General features: G+C 66.3%; 14 protein-coding genes and 1 pseudogene. 7 read left to right on the top strand and 8 right to left on the bottom strand.

Annotated elements, in window-relative coordinates:
- Positions 1-16 precede the first annotated feature (16 nt).
- The 6 genes and pseudogenes from ACLP4W_RS12995 to ACLP4W_RS12970 form a co-directional block, all read right to left on the bottom strand.
- The gene (locus ACLP4W_RS12995) at positions 17-457 is read right to left on the bottom strand and encodes a response regulator (protein WP_442386528.1); all 441 of its coding nucleotides are present in this window, start codon (positions 455-457) and stop codon (positions 17-19) included.
- Positions 454-1,989 carry a sensor histidine kinase gene (locus ACLP4W_RS12990; RefSeq protein ID WP_442386534.1) on the bottom strand — a complete coding sequence of 512 codons (1,536 nt, stop codon included), beginning with the start codon at positions 1,987-1,989 and terminating at the stop codon, positions 454-456. The genes ACLP4W_RS12995 and ACLP4W_RS12990 overlap by 4 nt, the downstream gene beginning before the upstream one ends.
- A gap of 68 nt (positions 1,990-2,057) precedes the next feature.
- Entirely contained in the window at positions 2,058-3,248 is a 1,191-nt protein-coding gene (locus ACLP4W_RS12985) for a PP2C family protein-serine/threonine phosphatase (RefSeq protein ID WP_442386527.1), read from the bottom strand.
- A 204-nt stretch (positions 3,249-3,452) separates the two neighbouring features.
- On the bottom strand, positions 3,453-4,622 hold the full coding sequence (locus tag ACLP4W_RS12980; protein ID WP_442386526.1) for an acyl-CoA dehydrogenase: 1,170 nt from the start codon (positions 4,620-4,622) through the stop codon (positions 3,453-3,455).
- Between the two features lie 13 nt (positions 4,623-4,635).
- The gene (purE, locus tag ACLP4W_RS12975; RefSeq protein ID WP_442386525.1) at positions 4,636-5,157 is read right to left on the bottom strand and encodes a 5-(carboxyamino)imidazole ribonucleotide mutase; all 522 of its coding nucleotides are present in this window, start codon (positions 5,155-5,157) and stop codon (positions 4,636-4,638) included.
- Between the two features lie 49 nt (positions 5,158-5,206).
- A pseudogene (locus tag ACLP4W_RS12970) lies at positions 5,207-6,494 on the bottom strand (5-(carboxyamino)imidazole ribonucleotide synthase).
- 98 nt (positions 6,495-6,592) lie between these two features.
- Here ACLP4W_RS12970 and ACLP4W_RS12965 point away from each other — a divergent pair.
- Positions 6,593-7,252: a GtrA family protein gene (locus ACLP4W_RS12965; RefSeq protein ID WP_442386524.1), complete on the top strand. Its 660-nt coding sequence runs from the start codon at positions 6,593-6,595 to the stop codon at positions 7,250-7,252.
- Here the strand turns inward: ACLP4W_RS12965 and ACLP4W_RS12960 are convergent.
- Together ACLP4W_RS12960 and ACLP4W_RS12955 are read right to left on the bottom strand one after the other, a co-directional pair.
- On the bottom strand, positions 7,207-7,725 hold the full coding sequence (locus tag ACLP4W_RS12960; protein ID WP_442386523.1) for a PH domain-containing protein: 519 nt from the start codon (positions 7,723-7,725) through the stop codon (positions 7,207-7,209). The genes ACLP4W_RS12965 and ACLP4W_RS12960 overlap by 46 nt on opposite strands.
- A 51-nt stretch (positions 7,726-7,776) precedes the next feature.
- Complete coding sequence (locus ACLP4W_RS12955; protein WP_442386533.1) at positions 7,777-8,571, bottom strand: biotin--[acetyl-CoA-carboxylase] ligase; 795 nt, start codon at positions 8,569-8,571, stop codon at positions 7,777-7,779.
- Between the two features lie 89 nt (positions 8,572-8,660).
- Between ACLP4W_RS12955 and ACLP4W_RS12950 the strand changes: the two genes are divergently transcribed.
- The 6 genes from ACLP4W_RS12950 to ACLP4W_RS12925 all read left to right on the top strand — a co-directional run bounded on the left by ACLP4W_RS12950 (position 8,661) and on the right by ACLP4W_RS12925 (position 14,574).
- Positions 8,661-10,301 carry an acyl-CoA carboxylase subunit beta gene (locus ACLP4W_RS12950; protein ID WP_442386522.1) on the top strand — a complete coding sequence of 547 codons (1,641 nt, stop codon included), beginning with the start codon at positions 8,661-8,663 and terminating at the stop codon, positions 10,299-10,301.
- Positions 10,298-10,678 carry an acyl-CoA carboxylase subunit epsilon gene (locus ACLP4W_RS12945; RefSeq protein WP_442386521.1) on the top strand — a complete coding sequence of 127 codons (381 nt, stop codon included), beginning with the start codon at positions 10,298-10,300 and terminating at the stop codon, positions 10,676-10,678. Before ACLP4W_RS12950 ends, ACLP4W_RS12945 begins: the two co-directional genes overlap by 4 nt.
- Complete coding sequence (locus ACLP4W_RS12940; protein ID WP_442386520.1) at positions 10,675-11,340, top strand: Maf family protein; 666 nt, start codon at positions 10,675-10,677, stop codon at positions 11,338-11,340. The genes ACLP4W_RS12945 and ACLP4W_RS12940 overlap by 4 nt, the downstream gene beginning before the upstream one ends.
- A 10-nt stretch (positions 11,341-11,350) precedes the next feature.
- Positions 11,351-12,241: a sulfurtransferase gene (locus ACLP4W_RS12935; RefSeq protein ID WP_442386519.1), complete on the top strand. Its 891-nt coding sequence runs from the start codon at positions 11,351-11,353 to the stop codon at positions 12,239-12,241.
- Positions 12,241-12,660: a SufE family protein gene (locus ACLP4W_RS12930; RefSeq protein ID WP_442386518.1), complete on the top strand. Its 420-nt coding sequence runs from the start codon at positions 12,241-12,243 to the stop codon at positions 12,658-12,660. Before ACLP4W_RS12935 ends, ACLP4W_RS12930 begins: the two co-directional genes overlap by 1 nt.
- A 120-nt stretch (positions 12,661-12,780) precedes the next feature.
- Positions 12,781-14,574, top strand: coding sequence for an acetyl/propionyl/methylcrotonyl-CoA carboxylase subunit alpha (locus ACLP4W_RS12925; RefSeq protein WP_442386517.1), 1,794 nt, complete (start codon positions 12,781-12,783; stop codon positions 14,572-14,574).
- Positions 14,575-14,651 lie beyond the last annotated feature (77 nt).

Here is a 14,651-nt window from a genome sequence, read left to right as displayed (position 1 = left end):
GAGTGCCAGTCGGAGTTCAGACGCTGGGAAGGCGCACCACCTGAACGAAGAACTCGTCGATCTGGCGGACGGCACTCATGAACTGGTCGAGGTCGACCGGCTTGGTGACGTAGGCGTTGGCGTGCAGCTGGTAGCTGCGCAGGATGTCCTCCTCCGCCGAGGAGGTAGTGAGCACGACCACCGGGATGCGAGACAGGTCCGGGTCGGACTTGACCTGCTCAAGTAGCTGCCTGCCATCGTATTTCGGCAAATTCAGGTCAAGCAGGATGAGGTCGGGCCGCGGCGCATCCTGGTAAGCACCGCGCCGGTAGAGGTAGTCCAGACCCTCCTCTCCGTCGTGTGCGACGTGCAGCCGGTTCTTGAGCTTGTTGTGCTCGAACGCTTCTCGAGTGACGAGCTCATCGCCCGGATCGTCTTCGACGAGCAAGATGTCGATTGGTCTAGCGTCCGATGTCATTCGTGTGCTCCTTCCAAAGGGGCTTGGTGGTCTACGGCCGCGCCGACGGGCGCGGGAATGGGCAGGGTGAACCGCAGCCGCGTTCCATCGGTGTAGGACGTGTCGACGCAGACGGTGCCGCCGTGGTGCTCGACGATCTTCTTGCACAGCGCAAGGCCGACACCCGTTCCGGCGTACACCTCACGGCCGTGCAGACGCTGGAAGATGACGAAGACCTTCTCGGCGAATTCCTTCGGGATGCCGATGCCGTTGTCGGACACGCAGAAGATCCATTCGCCGTCGTGAGCACCGCTGCCCCGTTCGCACTCGATGACGACGCGGGGCGGGCGATCAGCATGGCGAAACTTCACCGCGTTGCCGATCAGGTTCTGCCACAGCATCGTCAGCAGCGTGGGGTCTCCGATGATCCGCGGGAGGGGTTGTTGCGGGCGCACGATCTCGGCGTCTGATTCCTCGATGGCGGCGGTGAGGTTGGCCAGGGCGGCGTCCAGCGTCTTGTCGAGGTCCACCTCGGTTTGCGTGGTGCCCAGCCGGCCGACCCGGGAGAAGCTGAGCAGGTCGTTGATCAGCAGCTGCATGCGCTTGGCGCCGTCGACTGCGAATCCGATGTATTCGACACCTCGCTCGTCGAGCTTGTCGCCGTACCGCTTCTCGAGCAACTGGCAGAACGAGGCGACCTTACGCAGCGGTTCCTGCAGGTCGTGCGACGCGACGTAGGCGAACTGCTCGAGTTCGGCGTTCGAACGGCGCAATTCGACCGCCTGCTCGTCCAAAAGCACTCGGGCCGAATGCGATACTTCGAGCTCTTCGACGATGCGCTTCCGCATGTTCTCCACGTCGAGTGCCATATCCCGAATGTCTTTGGGCCGCTTCGCAGGCGAGATGCTTTCGACGAAATTGCCCTCGGTGATCCGCCGGCAGGCCGCGGCCAGCGCTGCAATCGGACGGGTGACCGCGTCCCGTGTTAAGAGCCCTAGCAGGGCGGCCGTAACGAAGAACACCAGCACCATCGCGCCCAGCACCCTGTCGCGCCAGGCATCCACCTGTTTGAGTTGGTCGGTGGCACGCGCCCACGCCGTGGCGAGGTTCGCATTTTGCGTATCGAAAAGCGCACGCAAATGGTCGAATTCGGCTTTGCCTCGTTCCGAGGAGTCGCGGTTCACGACATCCGGAGCGTTTGGGGTCACGCTCGCGATCAGCGGCTCGGCATAGTTTGTCCGCCAGTTGGCGGCGGCCTTTTCGATCGCGTCCAGATCGGCGACCAAGTCCGTGCGTTGACCGAGGCGGCGCCGGATGTCTTCGGCCGCCGCCTGTTCGGCCTGTTGCCCGTCGTAGTACGGCGTGAGGAACTGCCGGTCGGCGGCGATCAGGTAGCCACGCACACCCGTTTCCTGGTCGCGCAACGCCGACTGCAGCTGGCAGGCGGCCACGCGCGCGGGCTGAATTTCGTCGGTCAGCCCGCGCGACACTTCGTCGGAGCGCTTCAGCAACACCGCACCAACCACCGCGCCGGCGAGGACCATGACGCCCATGGTGGACAACAGCAGGGCTTGCCATCCCCGCACGGTGATCTGCGACAGACCTGGGCGCAACGCGGGGGTCACTCTGTGGTCCGCTCTACGCGCAGCACGGCTATGTCGTCGGTAAGTCCGCCGTGTGGCTGCGCGAGTTCCTGGGCACCGTCGATGAGCGCGTCGACGAACTGCGGGCCGGCCAGACGCGCGTGCGACCGGGCCAGCTCGAGCAAACCGTCCTCGCCCAGACGCCGGCTGCCCCGTCCCGAATATCCCTCGAAAAGCCCGTCGGTCAGCAGCAGCAGGCCGTGGCCGGCGGGCAATTCCAGCTCATGCCGCGGCCAGTCGTCGGCACGCAGGCCCAGCGCGGGGCCGGCCGGCGGCTCGATCCATTCCACGGCGCCGCTGTTTTGCAGCAACATCCCGGGATGACCGGCACGGATGGCGGTGATGCGCGGGCTGTCGGGCGGGATCTCGAGAGTGAGCACCGTCGCGAAGATCCCGTTGCCGGTTCGTTCGGAGTGCAGTACCCGTTCGAGCTGCCGCATCAGGTCGACACCGTGAACGCCGGCGAAAGTGAGCGCTCGAAACGCGATTCGCAATGCCGCGCCCAGTGCCGCCTCGTGCGGCCCGTGCCCCGCGACGTCGCCGATCAAGACGTGGACGACCCGGTCGGGCGTTTGCACGACGTCGTAGAAGTCTCCGCACAACAATGCGTCCTCGCGGCTCGGCCGGTATCGGGCGACGATGTCGACGCCGGGGTTGTCGAGCAGCAACGGGGACGGCAACAGGCCGCGTTCCAGCAGCGCGTTCTCACGGGCCCGAATCTGGCTTGCGTGCAGGTCCGCCGAAATGAGCTCGGCCCGCTTGCGCTCGATCGCATACAGCAGCGCGCGCCGCAGCATCTCGGGTTCGACCCGCCCCTTGACCAGGTAGTCCTGTGCACCGGCCGCGACCGCCGAAGCCCCGAAGTATTCGTCGTTCAGCCCGGTCAGCACGACTATCGGAACGGTGGCATCGCGTTTCGCGATGCGGTCGAGGGCGTCCATCCCGCTGGCGTCGGGCAGGTGCAGGTCCAGCAGTACGCAATCGGGCCGCGCCGACGCCAGCTCGCGTTCCGCGTGTGCCATCGACTGCGCCCATATCACCCGGATATCGGCCACCGCGTCGGCGATCAGGTCTTCTACGAGCACCGCATCGGCGCGGTCGTCCTCGACGAGTAGCAACGACAATGACTGCCAATGCGCTGCCGGGGCGACTGGAGCACGCACGGGCATCAATTCCCGATCGCGCGCGGGCGCGTAAGGCCGACCAGGTCCCTCACCTCACACTCCCCCTTGGCCGCGGTGACTCTCTGCTCGCAAAGACACTACGCGTGGTCTTTACCACCCCGAATGGTTTCCCTTAGCGCGGCCTTGATCGCGATTGTCGATCCTATTCGCCGGCGCCGAGCTTTTGCCAGAGATGCCGGAACAACCCGATCAGCGCAACAGCGCCCGCGACATCACCACCCGCTGAATCTGGTTCGTGCCCTCATAGATCTGCGTGATCTTGGCGTCGCGCATCATCCGCTCGACGGGGAAGTCGGTGGTGTAGCCCGCGCCGCCGAACAGTTGCACGGCGTCGGTGGTGACCTCCATCGCCACGTCGGAGGCGAAGCACTTCGACGCCGCCGAGATGAAGCCCAGGTCTTGCTCGCCGCGTTCGGCGCGGGCGGCGGCGCTGTAGACCATGAGCCGGGCCGCCTCCACCTTCATCGCCATGTCGGCCAACATGAACTGCACGGCCTGGAAGCTGCTGATCGACTCCCCGAACTGCTTGCGGTCCTTGGTGTAGGCGGTGGCGGCGTCCACCGCGCCCTGCGCGATGCCAACAGCCTGGGCGCCGATGGTGGGACGGGTGTGGTCCAGCGTCGCCAGCGCGGTCTTGAACCCGGTGCCCGGCTCGCCAATGATCCGGTCCCCCGGAATGCGGCAGTTCTCGAAGTACAGCTCGGTGGTCGGTGAGCCCTTGATCCCGAGCTTCTTTTCTTTCGGACCGACGGTGAACCCCTCGTCGTCCTTGTGCACCATGAACGACGAGATGCCATTCGCGCCCTTGTCGGGGTCGGTTACCGCCATCACCGTGTACCAGCTCGACTTGCCGCCGTTGGTGATCCAGCATTTGGCGCCGTTGAGAATCCAGTCGTCCCCGTCGGCCTTGGCCCGGGTCCGCATCGACGCCGCGTCACTGCCGGCCTCGCGCTCACTCAGCGCGTAGGACGCCAACGCGGTGCCGTCGGCGATCGACGGCAATACCTGCTTCTTCAGTTCGTCGGCGCCACGCAGGATCAGGCCCATGGTGCCCAGCTTGTTCACCGCGGGAATCAACGAAGCGGAAGCGTCCACGCGGGCGACTTCCTCGATGACGATGCACGCCGCCACCGAGTCCGCGCCCTGGCCGCCGTACTCCTCGGGCACATGCACGGCGTTGAAGCCCGAGGCATTCAGTGCGTCCAGGGCTTCCTGCGGGAAGCGCGAATTCTCATCCACATCGGCGGCATGCGGGGCGATCTCTTTTTCCGCCAGCGCGCGGATCGCGGCCCGCAACTGCTGGTGTTCCTCGGGCAATTGGAACAGATCGAACGACGGGTCTCCGGCCCAACTGGCCATCTCAGCCTCCTTGCTACTCGCCGGTAACTTTACCCTGCAGCTGCTGCAGCGCCGCATCCCTGGCCCGCACGCTGTCGGCCAGCTGCTCTTGAAACGCGACGATCCGCGCCCGCAGCGCCGCGTCGGACGATCCGAGAATGCGCACGGCCAGCAAACCGGCGTTGCGGGCGCCGCCGATGGAGACCGTGGCCACCGGGACACCAGCCGGCATCTGCACGATCGACAGCAGCGAGTCGAGGCCGTCCAGCCGGGCCAGCGGCACCGGCACCCCGATCACCGGCAGCGGCGTCGCGGCGGCGACCATTCCGGGCAGGTGGGCGGCGCCGCCGGCACCGGCGATGATCACCTCGATGCCGCGGTCGGCCGCGCCGCGCGCGTAGTCGAACATCGCCTTTGGCGTGCGATGCGCCGAGACCACCCGAACCTCGGTCGGTATGTCGAACTCGGCCAGCGCCGCCGCGGCATCCTGCATGACCGACCAGTCGCTGTCGCTGCCCATGATGACCCCGACGCGGGGCTGTTCAGCGGCTGTCATTTACGCCGCTCCTCCTCATCGCTTCGCTCTGCATCGTCGCCGGCGCTAGTCATGAGCGCCGCTCCTCCTCATCGCTTCGCTCTGCATCGTCGCCGGCGCTAGTCATGTGGATCCCATCCGTCCGTCCACTGCCCATGTGACATCCAGTGTGCCGCCATTTCGGCGCGTTCACGCAGCTTGGCCAACTCTGTCAGGTCCGCACCCAGGAAGTTGATGTGCCCGACCTTGCGCCCGGGCCGTTCCGCCTTGCCGTAGAGGTGCACCCGGGCGTCGGGCATCCGCGCGAACAAGTGGTGCAATCGCTCGTCGAGCGTCATCGCCGGCTGCCGCTCAGCACCCAGCACGTTGGCCATCACCGTCACCGGCGCTATGGCGTCGGTACCGCCCAGCGGATAATCCAGCACCGCGCGCAGATGCTGTTCGAACTGGCTGGTGCGTGCCCCGTCCATGGTCCAGTGCCCGGAGTTGTGTGGCCGCATCGCGAGCTCGTTGACGAGCAGGGCGCCGTCTGTGGTCACGAACAGCTCGACCGCGAGCACACCGACCACACCCAGCTCGGCGGCCAATCGCAATGCCAGCTGCTGGGCGGCCGACGCCAGGTCGTCGGGCAGCTCCGGCGCGGGCGCGATCACCAGCGCGCAGATCCCGTCCCGTTGCACGGTCTCGACCACCGGCCACGCCGCACCCTGCCCGAACGGCGAGCGGGCCACCAATGCCGACAATTCGCGGCGCAGTTGCACTCGCTCCTCGACCAGCGCGGGCACCCCGCCGGCCAGGTATTTGCCGACGATCTCGCGGGCGTGTGCGGCGTCGCGGGCCATCCGCACCCCCCGACCGTCGTAACCCCCTCGGACCGCCTTGACCACCAGCGGGGTGTCTCTCGAAGCGTCGAGGCGTCGCGCGAAGGCCTCGATCTCGTCGACCCCTGCGGGGCTTGTTATGCAGGTGTATCGCGGCACCGCGGCGCCCAGTGCCTCCAACCGCCGCCGCATCACAAGCTTGTCCTGGGCGTGCACCAGGGCCTGCGGCGGCGGTGCCACGTTGACCCCTTCCGCGACGAGCTTCTCCAGCAGGTCGGTCGGGACGTGCTCGTGGTCGAACGTCAGCACGTCGGCCCCTGCCGCGACGCGGCGCAAGTGTTCGAGATCGATGTGCGAGCCGATCACCACGTCGGGGGTGACCTGCGCGGCCGGTTCGTCGGGGGCGGTGGCCAGCACCCGCAGCGTCTGCCCGAGCGCGATCGCGGCTTGGTGGGTCATCCGGGCGAGCTGACCGCCGCCGACCATGGCGACCAGCGGGGCAGCGCCCGGCGGGCGTGTACTCGGCACGGCCATCATGGTGTCACGGCGCCTGGCGGAGCGTTGACCGGCTGCGACACCGAATCGTTGTGTCGCATTTTGCGCCGTTTTTGCGTCCGTCCGTACACTGACGTGTTGTGTCCTTCGCCGATGCCGCCATTGCGCGCCTGCCTGGGTTTATCCAGCCCTTTTTGCTGCGTCACCACGAACTAATCAAATTCGCCATCGTCGGCGGGACAACGTTCATCATCGACTCGGCAATTTTCTACACGCTCAAGCTGACGATTCTCGAATCCAAGCCGGTAACGGCCAAGGTGATAGCGGGAATCGTCGCCGTCATCGCGTCCTACATCTTGAACCGCGAGTGGAGCTTCCGCGACCGCGGCGGCCGCGAGCGCCATCACGAGGCGCTGCTGTTTTTCGCCTTCAGCGGCGTGGGAGTCCTGTTGAGCATGGCGCCGCTGTGGTTCTCCAGCTACGTCCTGCAGCTGCGGGAGCCGATGGTGTCCCTGACCGTGGAAAACGTCGCGGACTTCATCTCGGCTTATATCATCGGAAACCTGTTGCAGATGGCGTTCCGGTTCTGGGCATTCAGGCGCTGGGTGTTTCCGGACGAGTTCGCCCGCAGCCCCGACAAGGCGCTGGAATCCGCCCTCACCGCGGGCGGCATTGCCGAAGTCTTCGAGGACGAGATCGAGGGCGGCAACGTCACCTTGTTGCGCGCCTGGCGGAACAAGGCGAGCAGGTCTGCTCAGCTCGACGATTCCTCGGAACCGAGGGTGTCGAAAACCTCGTGATATAGCAGCGAGTGCACCTCGCGCAGTCGCGGAATGGCGTAGAACTCGAGCGGATCTTGTGACGCCGATTCGATAATCAGCGTCCCGGTGCGAAACATTCGCTCGAAGAGCTTGTCGCGGAATTCCACGCTGTTGATCCGCGCCAACGGAATGTCGATTCCGCTGCGGGTCAGCACCCCATGCCGAAACATCACCCGCCGGGTGGTGACGACGAAATGTGTGGTCAGCCAACTCAGAAACGGCCACAGCGTCAGCCAGCCGACGATCACCAGCCAGACCCCCCAGATGACGCCGTAGATGATGTTCTTGGCGACCTGCTCCCAGTGCGTCGAGTTCACGTAACCGGACCCGAACGCCGCGAGCCCGGTCGCCAGGATGAGAACCACGCCGGGCCAGATCAACCGCTTCCAGTGTGGATGGCGGTGCACGACAACCTGTTCGCCGGCGGCCAGGGCGTTATCGGGATAGCTCACCTCGCGACCTTAGCTTTTCCGAGCTTTTTCGAGCCCATAAAGCGCCCGAAGTCAGCGCAAATGCACCACGTCACCGGCCGACACCACGACGGTCTCGCCTTCGGTCTCGAGGCACAACCTGCCCTGGTCATCGATGCCGCTCGCGGTCCCGACAAGTTCCTTTCCGCCGGGCAGGTGAGCGCGCACGCGCGTGCCGATTGTCAAACTGCGCGCCCGGTAGTCGGCCGCCAGCGCCCAATCGGCTCCGCGCGCGGCTCGCCAGGCGACGATCCGCCTGCCGAGCTCCCGCAACAGCTCGCGGACCAACTGGCCGCGGTCGGGCGCCGGCACGCCCAGGTCGAGCAGCGAGGTCGCGCCGGGGCCGTCGATCTCCCCGGGTGCCTGAGTCACGTTGAGCCCCAAGCCGATTACCACCACCGGCCGCGTGACCTCGGCGAGGATGCCCGCCAGCTTGCCCCTGGAATCCGGTGGACCGGCCAGCACGTCGTTTGGCCACTTGAGACCCGTTTGAACCCCGACCTTTTCAAGCAGGGGGGCCACCGTGTCGACGACCGCCACACCGGTGGCCAGCGGCAGCCAGCCCCACCCCGCGGCCGGGACGTCGACGACGCTGACACCCACCGACATCGTGATCTGGGCTCGCGGGCTGGCCGACCATCCCCGGCCGTGACGTCCGCGACCGGCGGTCTGGTGCTCGGCTATCAGCACCGCTCCGGCAACATCGCTCCCCGATGCGGCCCGCGCCAACAGGTCGGCGTTCGTGGAGCCGGTTTGCTCGACGACGTCGAGTTGGCGCCAACCCAGCCCGGTCCCGATGAGCTCAGCGCGCAACGCCGCCGCGTCCAGCGGCGTCCTGAGCTGATCCCGGTCCAACTCATCTCCTTACAAGCCCAGCCTAAACACCGGCGCGGGGGCTGCCGATAACATCGAATCCCATGACAAGCGTTACCGATCACACCGCGGAGCCAGCCGCCGAGCACACCATCGACATCCACACCACGGCAGGCAAGCTGGCCGAGCTGCACAAGCGGAGAGAAGAGTCACTGCATCCGGTCGGTGAGACCGCCGTCGAGAAGGTGCACGCCAAGGGCAAGCTGACCGCCCGCGAGCGCATCTATGCGCTGTTGGACGAGGATTCGTTCGTCGAACTCGACGCGCTGGCCAGGCACCGCAGTACCAACTTCGGCCTCGCCGACAACCGCCCGCTTGGCGACGGTGTGGTCACCGGCTACGGCACCATCGACGGCCGCGACGTGTGCATCTTCAGCCAGGACGCCACGGTGTTCGGCGGCAGCCTCGGCGAGGTCTACGGGGAGAAGATCGTCAAGGTCCAGGAACTGGCGATCAAGACCGGCCGCCCGCTCATCGGGATCAACGACGGCGCCGGCGCGCGAATCCAGGAGGGGGTCGTCTCGCTGGGTCTGTACAGCCGGATCTTCCGCAACAACATCGTGGCCTCCGGGGTCATCCCGCAGATCTCGCTGATCATGGGCGCCGCCGCCGGTGGACACGTCTACTCCCCCGCCCTGACCGACTTCGTGATCATGGTCGACCAGACCAGCCAGATGTTCATCACCGGGCCCGACGTCATCAAGACCGTCACCGGCGAGGACGTCACCATGGAGGAGCTCGGCGGCGCACACACCCACATGGCCAAGTCGGGCACGCTGCACTACGTCGCATCCGGCGAGCAGGACGCCTTCGACTGGGTCCGCGACCTGCTGAGCTACCTGCCGCCCAACAACTTCACCGACCCACCGCGGTATGCCGAGGCCGTTCCCGAGGGCGCCATCGAGGACAACCTGACCGCCGAGGACCTCGAGCTGGACACGCTGATCCCGGACTCACCCAACCAGCCCTACGACATGCACGAGGTCATCACCCGCATCCTCGACGAGGACGAGTTCCTCGAGATCCAGGCCGGTTACGCCCAGAACATCGTCGTCGGCTTCGGCCGCATCGAAGGCCGGCCCGTTGGGATCGTGGCCAACCAGCCCACCCACTTCGCCGGCTGCCTGGACATCAACGCCTCGGAGAAGGCGGCCCGGTTCGTGCGGACCTGCGACTGCTTCAACATCCCGATCGTCATGCTGGTGGATGTTCCGGGCTTCCTGCCGGGCACCGGCCAGGAATACAACGGCATCATCCGGCGCGGCGCCAAGCTGCTGTACGCCTACGGCGAGGCCACCGTTCCCAAGATCACCGTCATCACCCGTAAGGCCTACGGCGGCGCCTACTGCGTCATGGGCTCCAAGGACATGGGCTGCGACGTCAACATCGCCTGGCCGACCGCCCAGATCGCGGTCATGGGTGCCTCTGGTGCCGTCGGGTTCGTCTACCGCAAGCAGCTGGGGGATGCGGCCAAGGAGGGCAAAGACGTCGACGAGCTGCGTCTGCAGTTGCAGCAGGAGTACGAGGACACGTTGGTCAACCCGTATGTCGCCGCCGAACGGGGATACGTGGACGCGGTGATCCCGCCGTCGCACACCCGCGGCTACATCGGCACCGCGCTGCGCCTGCTGGAACGCAAGGTCTCGCAGCTGCCGCCCAAGAAGCACGGGAACATCCCACTGTGAGTCGAACGAGCGGAACGAACGCAGTGAGTGACGGGAGTGAGACGAACGATTCGGTCCGCGTGAGTCGAACGAGCGGAACGAACGCAGTGAGTGACGGGAGTGAGACCAACAATCCAGCTGTGAGTGTCGAGAACGCTGCCGAGATGACCGACGAGAACCAGCGGCCGCACGAGCCGCACATCCAGATACTCAAGGGACAACCGACCGACGAGGAGCTGGCCGCGCTGATCGCCGTGCTGGGCAGCGCCGCCGGCGGTGCGCCCAAACCGGAACAATGCGAGCGCACCCGCTGGGGCCTCCCGGTCGACAGGCTGCGTTACGCGATGTCGAGCTACCAGCGAATCACCCTGCAGCAACGAGTACACATGCAGCAATGACCCGGGTGGTCCTGGGGTCCGCATCCCCCGGTCGGCTTAAGGTGCTGCGCCAGGCCGGCATCGATCCGCTGGTCATGGTGTCCGGCGTCGACGAGGATCTGGTCACCGCTTCTCTGGGGCCGGATGCTTCGCCCGCCGATGTGGTATGCGCGCTGGCGGCGGCCAAGGCCGAACAGGTGGCGGGCCAGCTGGATGGCAGCGTCGCGGCGGATTGCGTTGTCATCGGCTGTGATTCGATGCTCTACATCGACGGCCGGCTGTGCGGCAAGCCGGAAACCGTCACCGCTGCGCGTCGACTGTGGCAGTCAATAGCCGGCCGCGCCGGCCAACTCTATACCGGCCATTGCATTATCAGGTTGCGGGACAACGAAATTGTCCATAGCGATGCGGAAACATCAATTACTACAGTTCATTTCGGGATGCCATTACAAGATGACCTCGAGGCGTACCTGGCTTTTGGGGAATCGTTGCGGGTCGCTGGCGGATTCACCCTCGACGGCCTGGGTGGGTGGTTCATCGACGGCGTCGACGGCGACCCGTCGGCCGTCGTGGGAATCGGACTGCCGCTGACCCGGGCGCTGTTGAGCCGTGCCGGCCTGTCCGTTGCCGCACTGTGGACGGACAATCCGCTCACCCAAGCCGGGCAGCCGCGCGGTGGGTAGGCTTTGGGGTGTGTCGTTACCCCCCGATCCAAGCCCCTCCCTCGCCAAATACGCTCACCCCGAACGACTGGTCACCGCCGAATGGCTGTCCGCCAACATGGGAACTCCCGGCCTGGTGATCGTCGAATCCGACGAGGACGTCTTGCTCTACGACGTTGGCCATATCCCCGGCGCGGTCAAGATCGACTGGCACACCGACCTCAACGACCCGAGGGTGCGCGACTACATCAACCCGGAGCAGTTCGCCGACTTGATGAACCGCAAGGGCATCGCCCGCGATGACACCGTGGTGATCTACGGAGACAAGAGCAATTGGTGGGCGGCCTTCGCGCTGTGGGTCTTCACGTTGTTCGGCCACCCCGATGTGCGCCTGCTCAACGGTGGGCGCGACCTGTGGCTGGCCGAACGCCGGGACACCACCCTGGACGTCCCCGCCAAGACCTCAACCGGCTATCCGGTCGTCGCGCGCAATGACGAGCCCATCCGGGCATTCAAGGACGACGTGCTTGCCATTCTCGGTAACCAACCGCTGATCGACGTGCGTTCGCCGGACGAGTACACGGGCAAGCGCACACACATGCCCGAATACCCCGAGGAGGGCGTGCTGCGCGGCGGCCACATCCCCACCGCCCGGTCGATTCCGTGGAGCAAGGCGGTCGACGACAGCGGGCGGTTCCGCAGCCGCGAGGAGCTCGAGGAGCTCTACGGTTTCCTCGACCCCGACGACAAAACCGTCGTCTATTGCCGCATCGGCGAGCGGTCCAGCCACACCTGGTTCGTGCTCACGCATTTGCTGGGCAAGCCCGGTGTGCGCAATTACGACGGATCGTGGACCGAATGGGGCAACACCGTGCGGGTGCCCATCGTGGCGGGCGAAAGCCCCGGAACTGCGCCAGTCTGATGACTCTTCCCGCACCGCTGGCCGAGGTGGTGTCCGACTTCGCCGAAGTCGCGGGGCAGGACAAGCTGAAGTTGCTGCTGGAATTCGCCAATGACCTGCCGCCCCTGCCCGCCGACTTGGCCGAAGGGGCGATGGAGCCGGTGCCCGAGTGCCAGTCCCCGCTGTTTCTGCACGTCGACGCGCACGACCCAGATCGGGTGCGCCTGTACTTCAGCGCACCGGCCGAAGCGCCGACCACCCGCGGGTTCGCCTCGATCCTGGCGGCCGGCCTGGACGAACAGCCCGCCGCCGACATCCTGGCGGTGCCCGAAGATTTCTACGCCGACCTGGGTTTGGCTGCCCTGATCAGCCCGCTGCGGTTGCGCGGTATGTCGGCGATGCTTGCCCGGATCAAGCGGCGATTGCGCGAGGCGGCCTGATCACCAACGGATTAGAGACCGGGTATCAGCGCGTGCGGCGCGGCGCTTAAACTTCCCCGGACAAGACTTGTAAGAAATTCTCTTAGAGACGAAGAGACGTCCAGCCCTACAGGAGGCGCAGTGGCCAGTCATGCCAGCTCCAGGATCTCCAAGGTTCTCGTCGCCAATCGCGGCGAGATCGCAGTCCGGGTGATCCGGGCGGCCCGGGATGCCGGCCTGGCCAGCGTGGCGGTGTACGCCGAGCCCGACGCCGAGGCTCTACACGTGCGTCTGGCCGACGAGGCATTCGCCCTCGGCGGTCAAACTTCCGCGGAGTCCTACCTGGACTTCGGCAAGCTCCTCGATGCGGCGGCGAAATCCGGCGCCAACGCCATCCACCCCGGCTACGGCTTCTTGTCCGAGAACGCCAACTTCGCCCAGGCGGTCATCGATGCCGGTCTGATCTGGATCGGGCCCAGCCCGCAGTCGATCCGCGACCTCGGTGACAAGGTCACCGCCCGTCACATCGCGGCCCGCGCGCAGGCTCCTCTGGTGCCCGGCACCCCCGACCCCGTCAACAACGCCGACGAGGTGGTGGCCTTCGCCGAGGAGTACGGCCTGCCGATCGCGATCAAGGCCGCCCACGGCGGCGGCGGCAAGGGCATGAAGGTGGCCCGCACCATTGAAGAGATTCCCGAGCTCTACGAGTCGGCCGTCCGCGAGGCAACGTCCGCGTTCGGCCGCGGCGAGTGTTTCGTCGAGCGCTACCTCGACAAGCCGCGCCACGTCGAGGCGCAGGTGATCGCCGACCAGCACGGCAACGTCGTCGTCGCGGGCACCCGGGACTGCTCGCTGCAGCGCCGTTACCAGAAGCTGGTCGAGGAGGCGCCCGCGCCGTTCTTGACCGACATCCAGCGCAAGGAAATCCACGACTCGGCCAAGCGAATCTGCAAGGAGGCGCATTACTACGGCGCCGGAACCGTCGAATACCTGGTCGGTCAGGACGGCCTGATCTCCTTCCTGGAGGTCAACACCCGCCTTCAGGTCGAACACCCGGTCACCGAGGAAACCGCGGGCATCGACTTGGTCTTGCAGCAGTTCAAGATCGCCAACGGCGAGAGGCTGGACCTCACCGAGGACCCCGCGCCGCGCGGGCATGCCATCGAATTCCGGATCAATGGCGAAGACGCCGGGCGCAACTTCCTGCCGGCCCCGGGGCCGGTGAGCAAGTTCCACCCGCCGACCGGCCCGGGTGTGCGGTTGGACTCCGGCGTGGAGACCGGTTCGGTGATCGGCGGCCAATTCGACTCTATGCTGGCCAAGCTGATCGTCCACGGCGCCAACCGCCAGGAGGCGCTGGCCCGCGCCCGGCGCGCTCTGGACGAGTTCGAGGTCGAAGGCCTCGCCACCGTCATCCCGTTCCACCGCGCCGTGGTGTCCGATCCCGCGTTCATCGGTGACGACGACGGCTTCTCGGTACACACCCGCTGGATCGAGACCGAGTGGAACAACACCGTCGAACCGTTCACCGCCGGCGAACCCCTCGACGAAGAGGATGCCCGGCCACGCCAGAAGGTGGTCGTCGAAGTCGGCGGCCGTCGGCTCGAGGTGTCGCTGCCCGGTGACCTGGCACTGTCCAACGGCGCAGCCGATCCGGCTGGCGTCATTCGAAAGAAGCCCAAGCCGCGCAAGCGCGGATCCCATGGGAGCGTGGCCGCCTCCGGCGACGCGGTAACCGCGCCCATGCAGGGCACCGTGGTCAAGGTCGCGGTCGAGGAAGGACAGGAGGTCGCCACCGGCGACCTGGTGGTGGTCCTCGAGGCGATGAAGATGGAAAACCCCGTCACCGCCCACAAGGACGGCACCATCACCGGACTTGCGGTCGAAGCCGGCGCCGCCATCACTCAGGGCACGGTGCTCGCCGAGATCAAGTGACCCGTTCCTCGGCAGACCCCTCTGACCAGCGCTCCTGGGAGTTGATTAGGAGAACGTTGTCGGCCCGGCCAGCCGCG

The organism is Mycobacterium sp., assembly GCF_052145595.1.
In the GTDB taxonomy this organism is placed as follows: domain Bacteria; phylum Actinomycetota; class Actinomycetes; order Mycobacteriales; family Mycobacteriaceae; genus Mycobacterium.
The sequence above is the reverse complement of the archived record's forward strand: the minus strand, read 5'-3'. Positions and strand labels throughout refer to the sequence as shown.

Bases quoted from the DNA above. Each gene is read 5' to 3' on its own strand.
- ACLP4W_RS12940 (WP_442386520.1), top strand. From the start codon at position 10,675: ATGACCCGGGTGGTCCTGGGGTCCGCATCCCCCGGTCGGCTTAAGGTG.
- ACLP4W_RS12985 (WP_442386527.1), bottom strand. From the start codon at position 3,248: ATGCCCGTGCGTGCTCCAGTCGCCCCGGCAGCGCATTGGCAGTCATTG.
- ACLP4W_RS12950 (WP_442386522.1), top strand. From the start codon at position 8,661: ATGACAAGCGTTACCGATCACACCGCGGAGCCAGCCGCCGAGCACACC.
- purE (WP_442386525.1), bottom strand. From the start codon at position 5,157: ATGACAGCCGCTGAACAGCCCCGCGTCGGGGTCATCATGGGCAGCGAC.
- ACLP4W_RS12930 (WP_442386518.1), top strand. From the start codon at position 12,241: ATGACTCTTCCCGCACCGCTGGCCGAGGTGGTGTCCGACTTCGCCGAA.
- ACLP4W_RS12980 (WP_442386526.1), bottom strand. From the start codon at position 4,622: ATGGCCAGTTGGGCCGGAGACCCGTCGTTCGATCTGTTCCAATTGCCC.
- ACLP4W_RS12995 (WP_442386528.1), bottom strand. From the start codon at position 457: ATGACATCGGACGCTAGACCAATCGACATCTTGCTCGTCGAAGACGAT.
- ACLP4W_RS12990 (WP_442386534.1), bottom strand. From the start codon at position 1,989: ATGGGCGTCATGGTCCTCGCCGGCGCGGTGGTTGGTGCGGTGTTGCTG.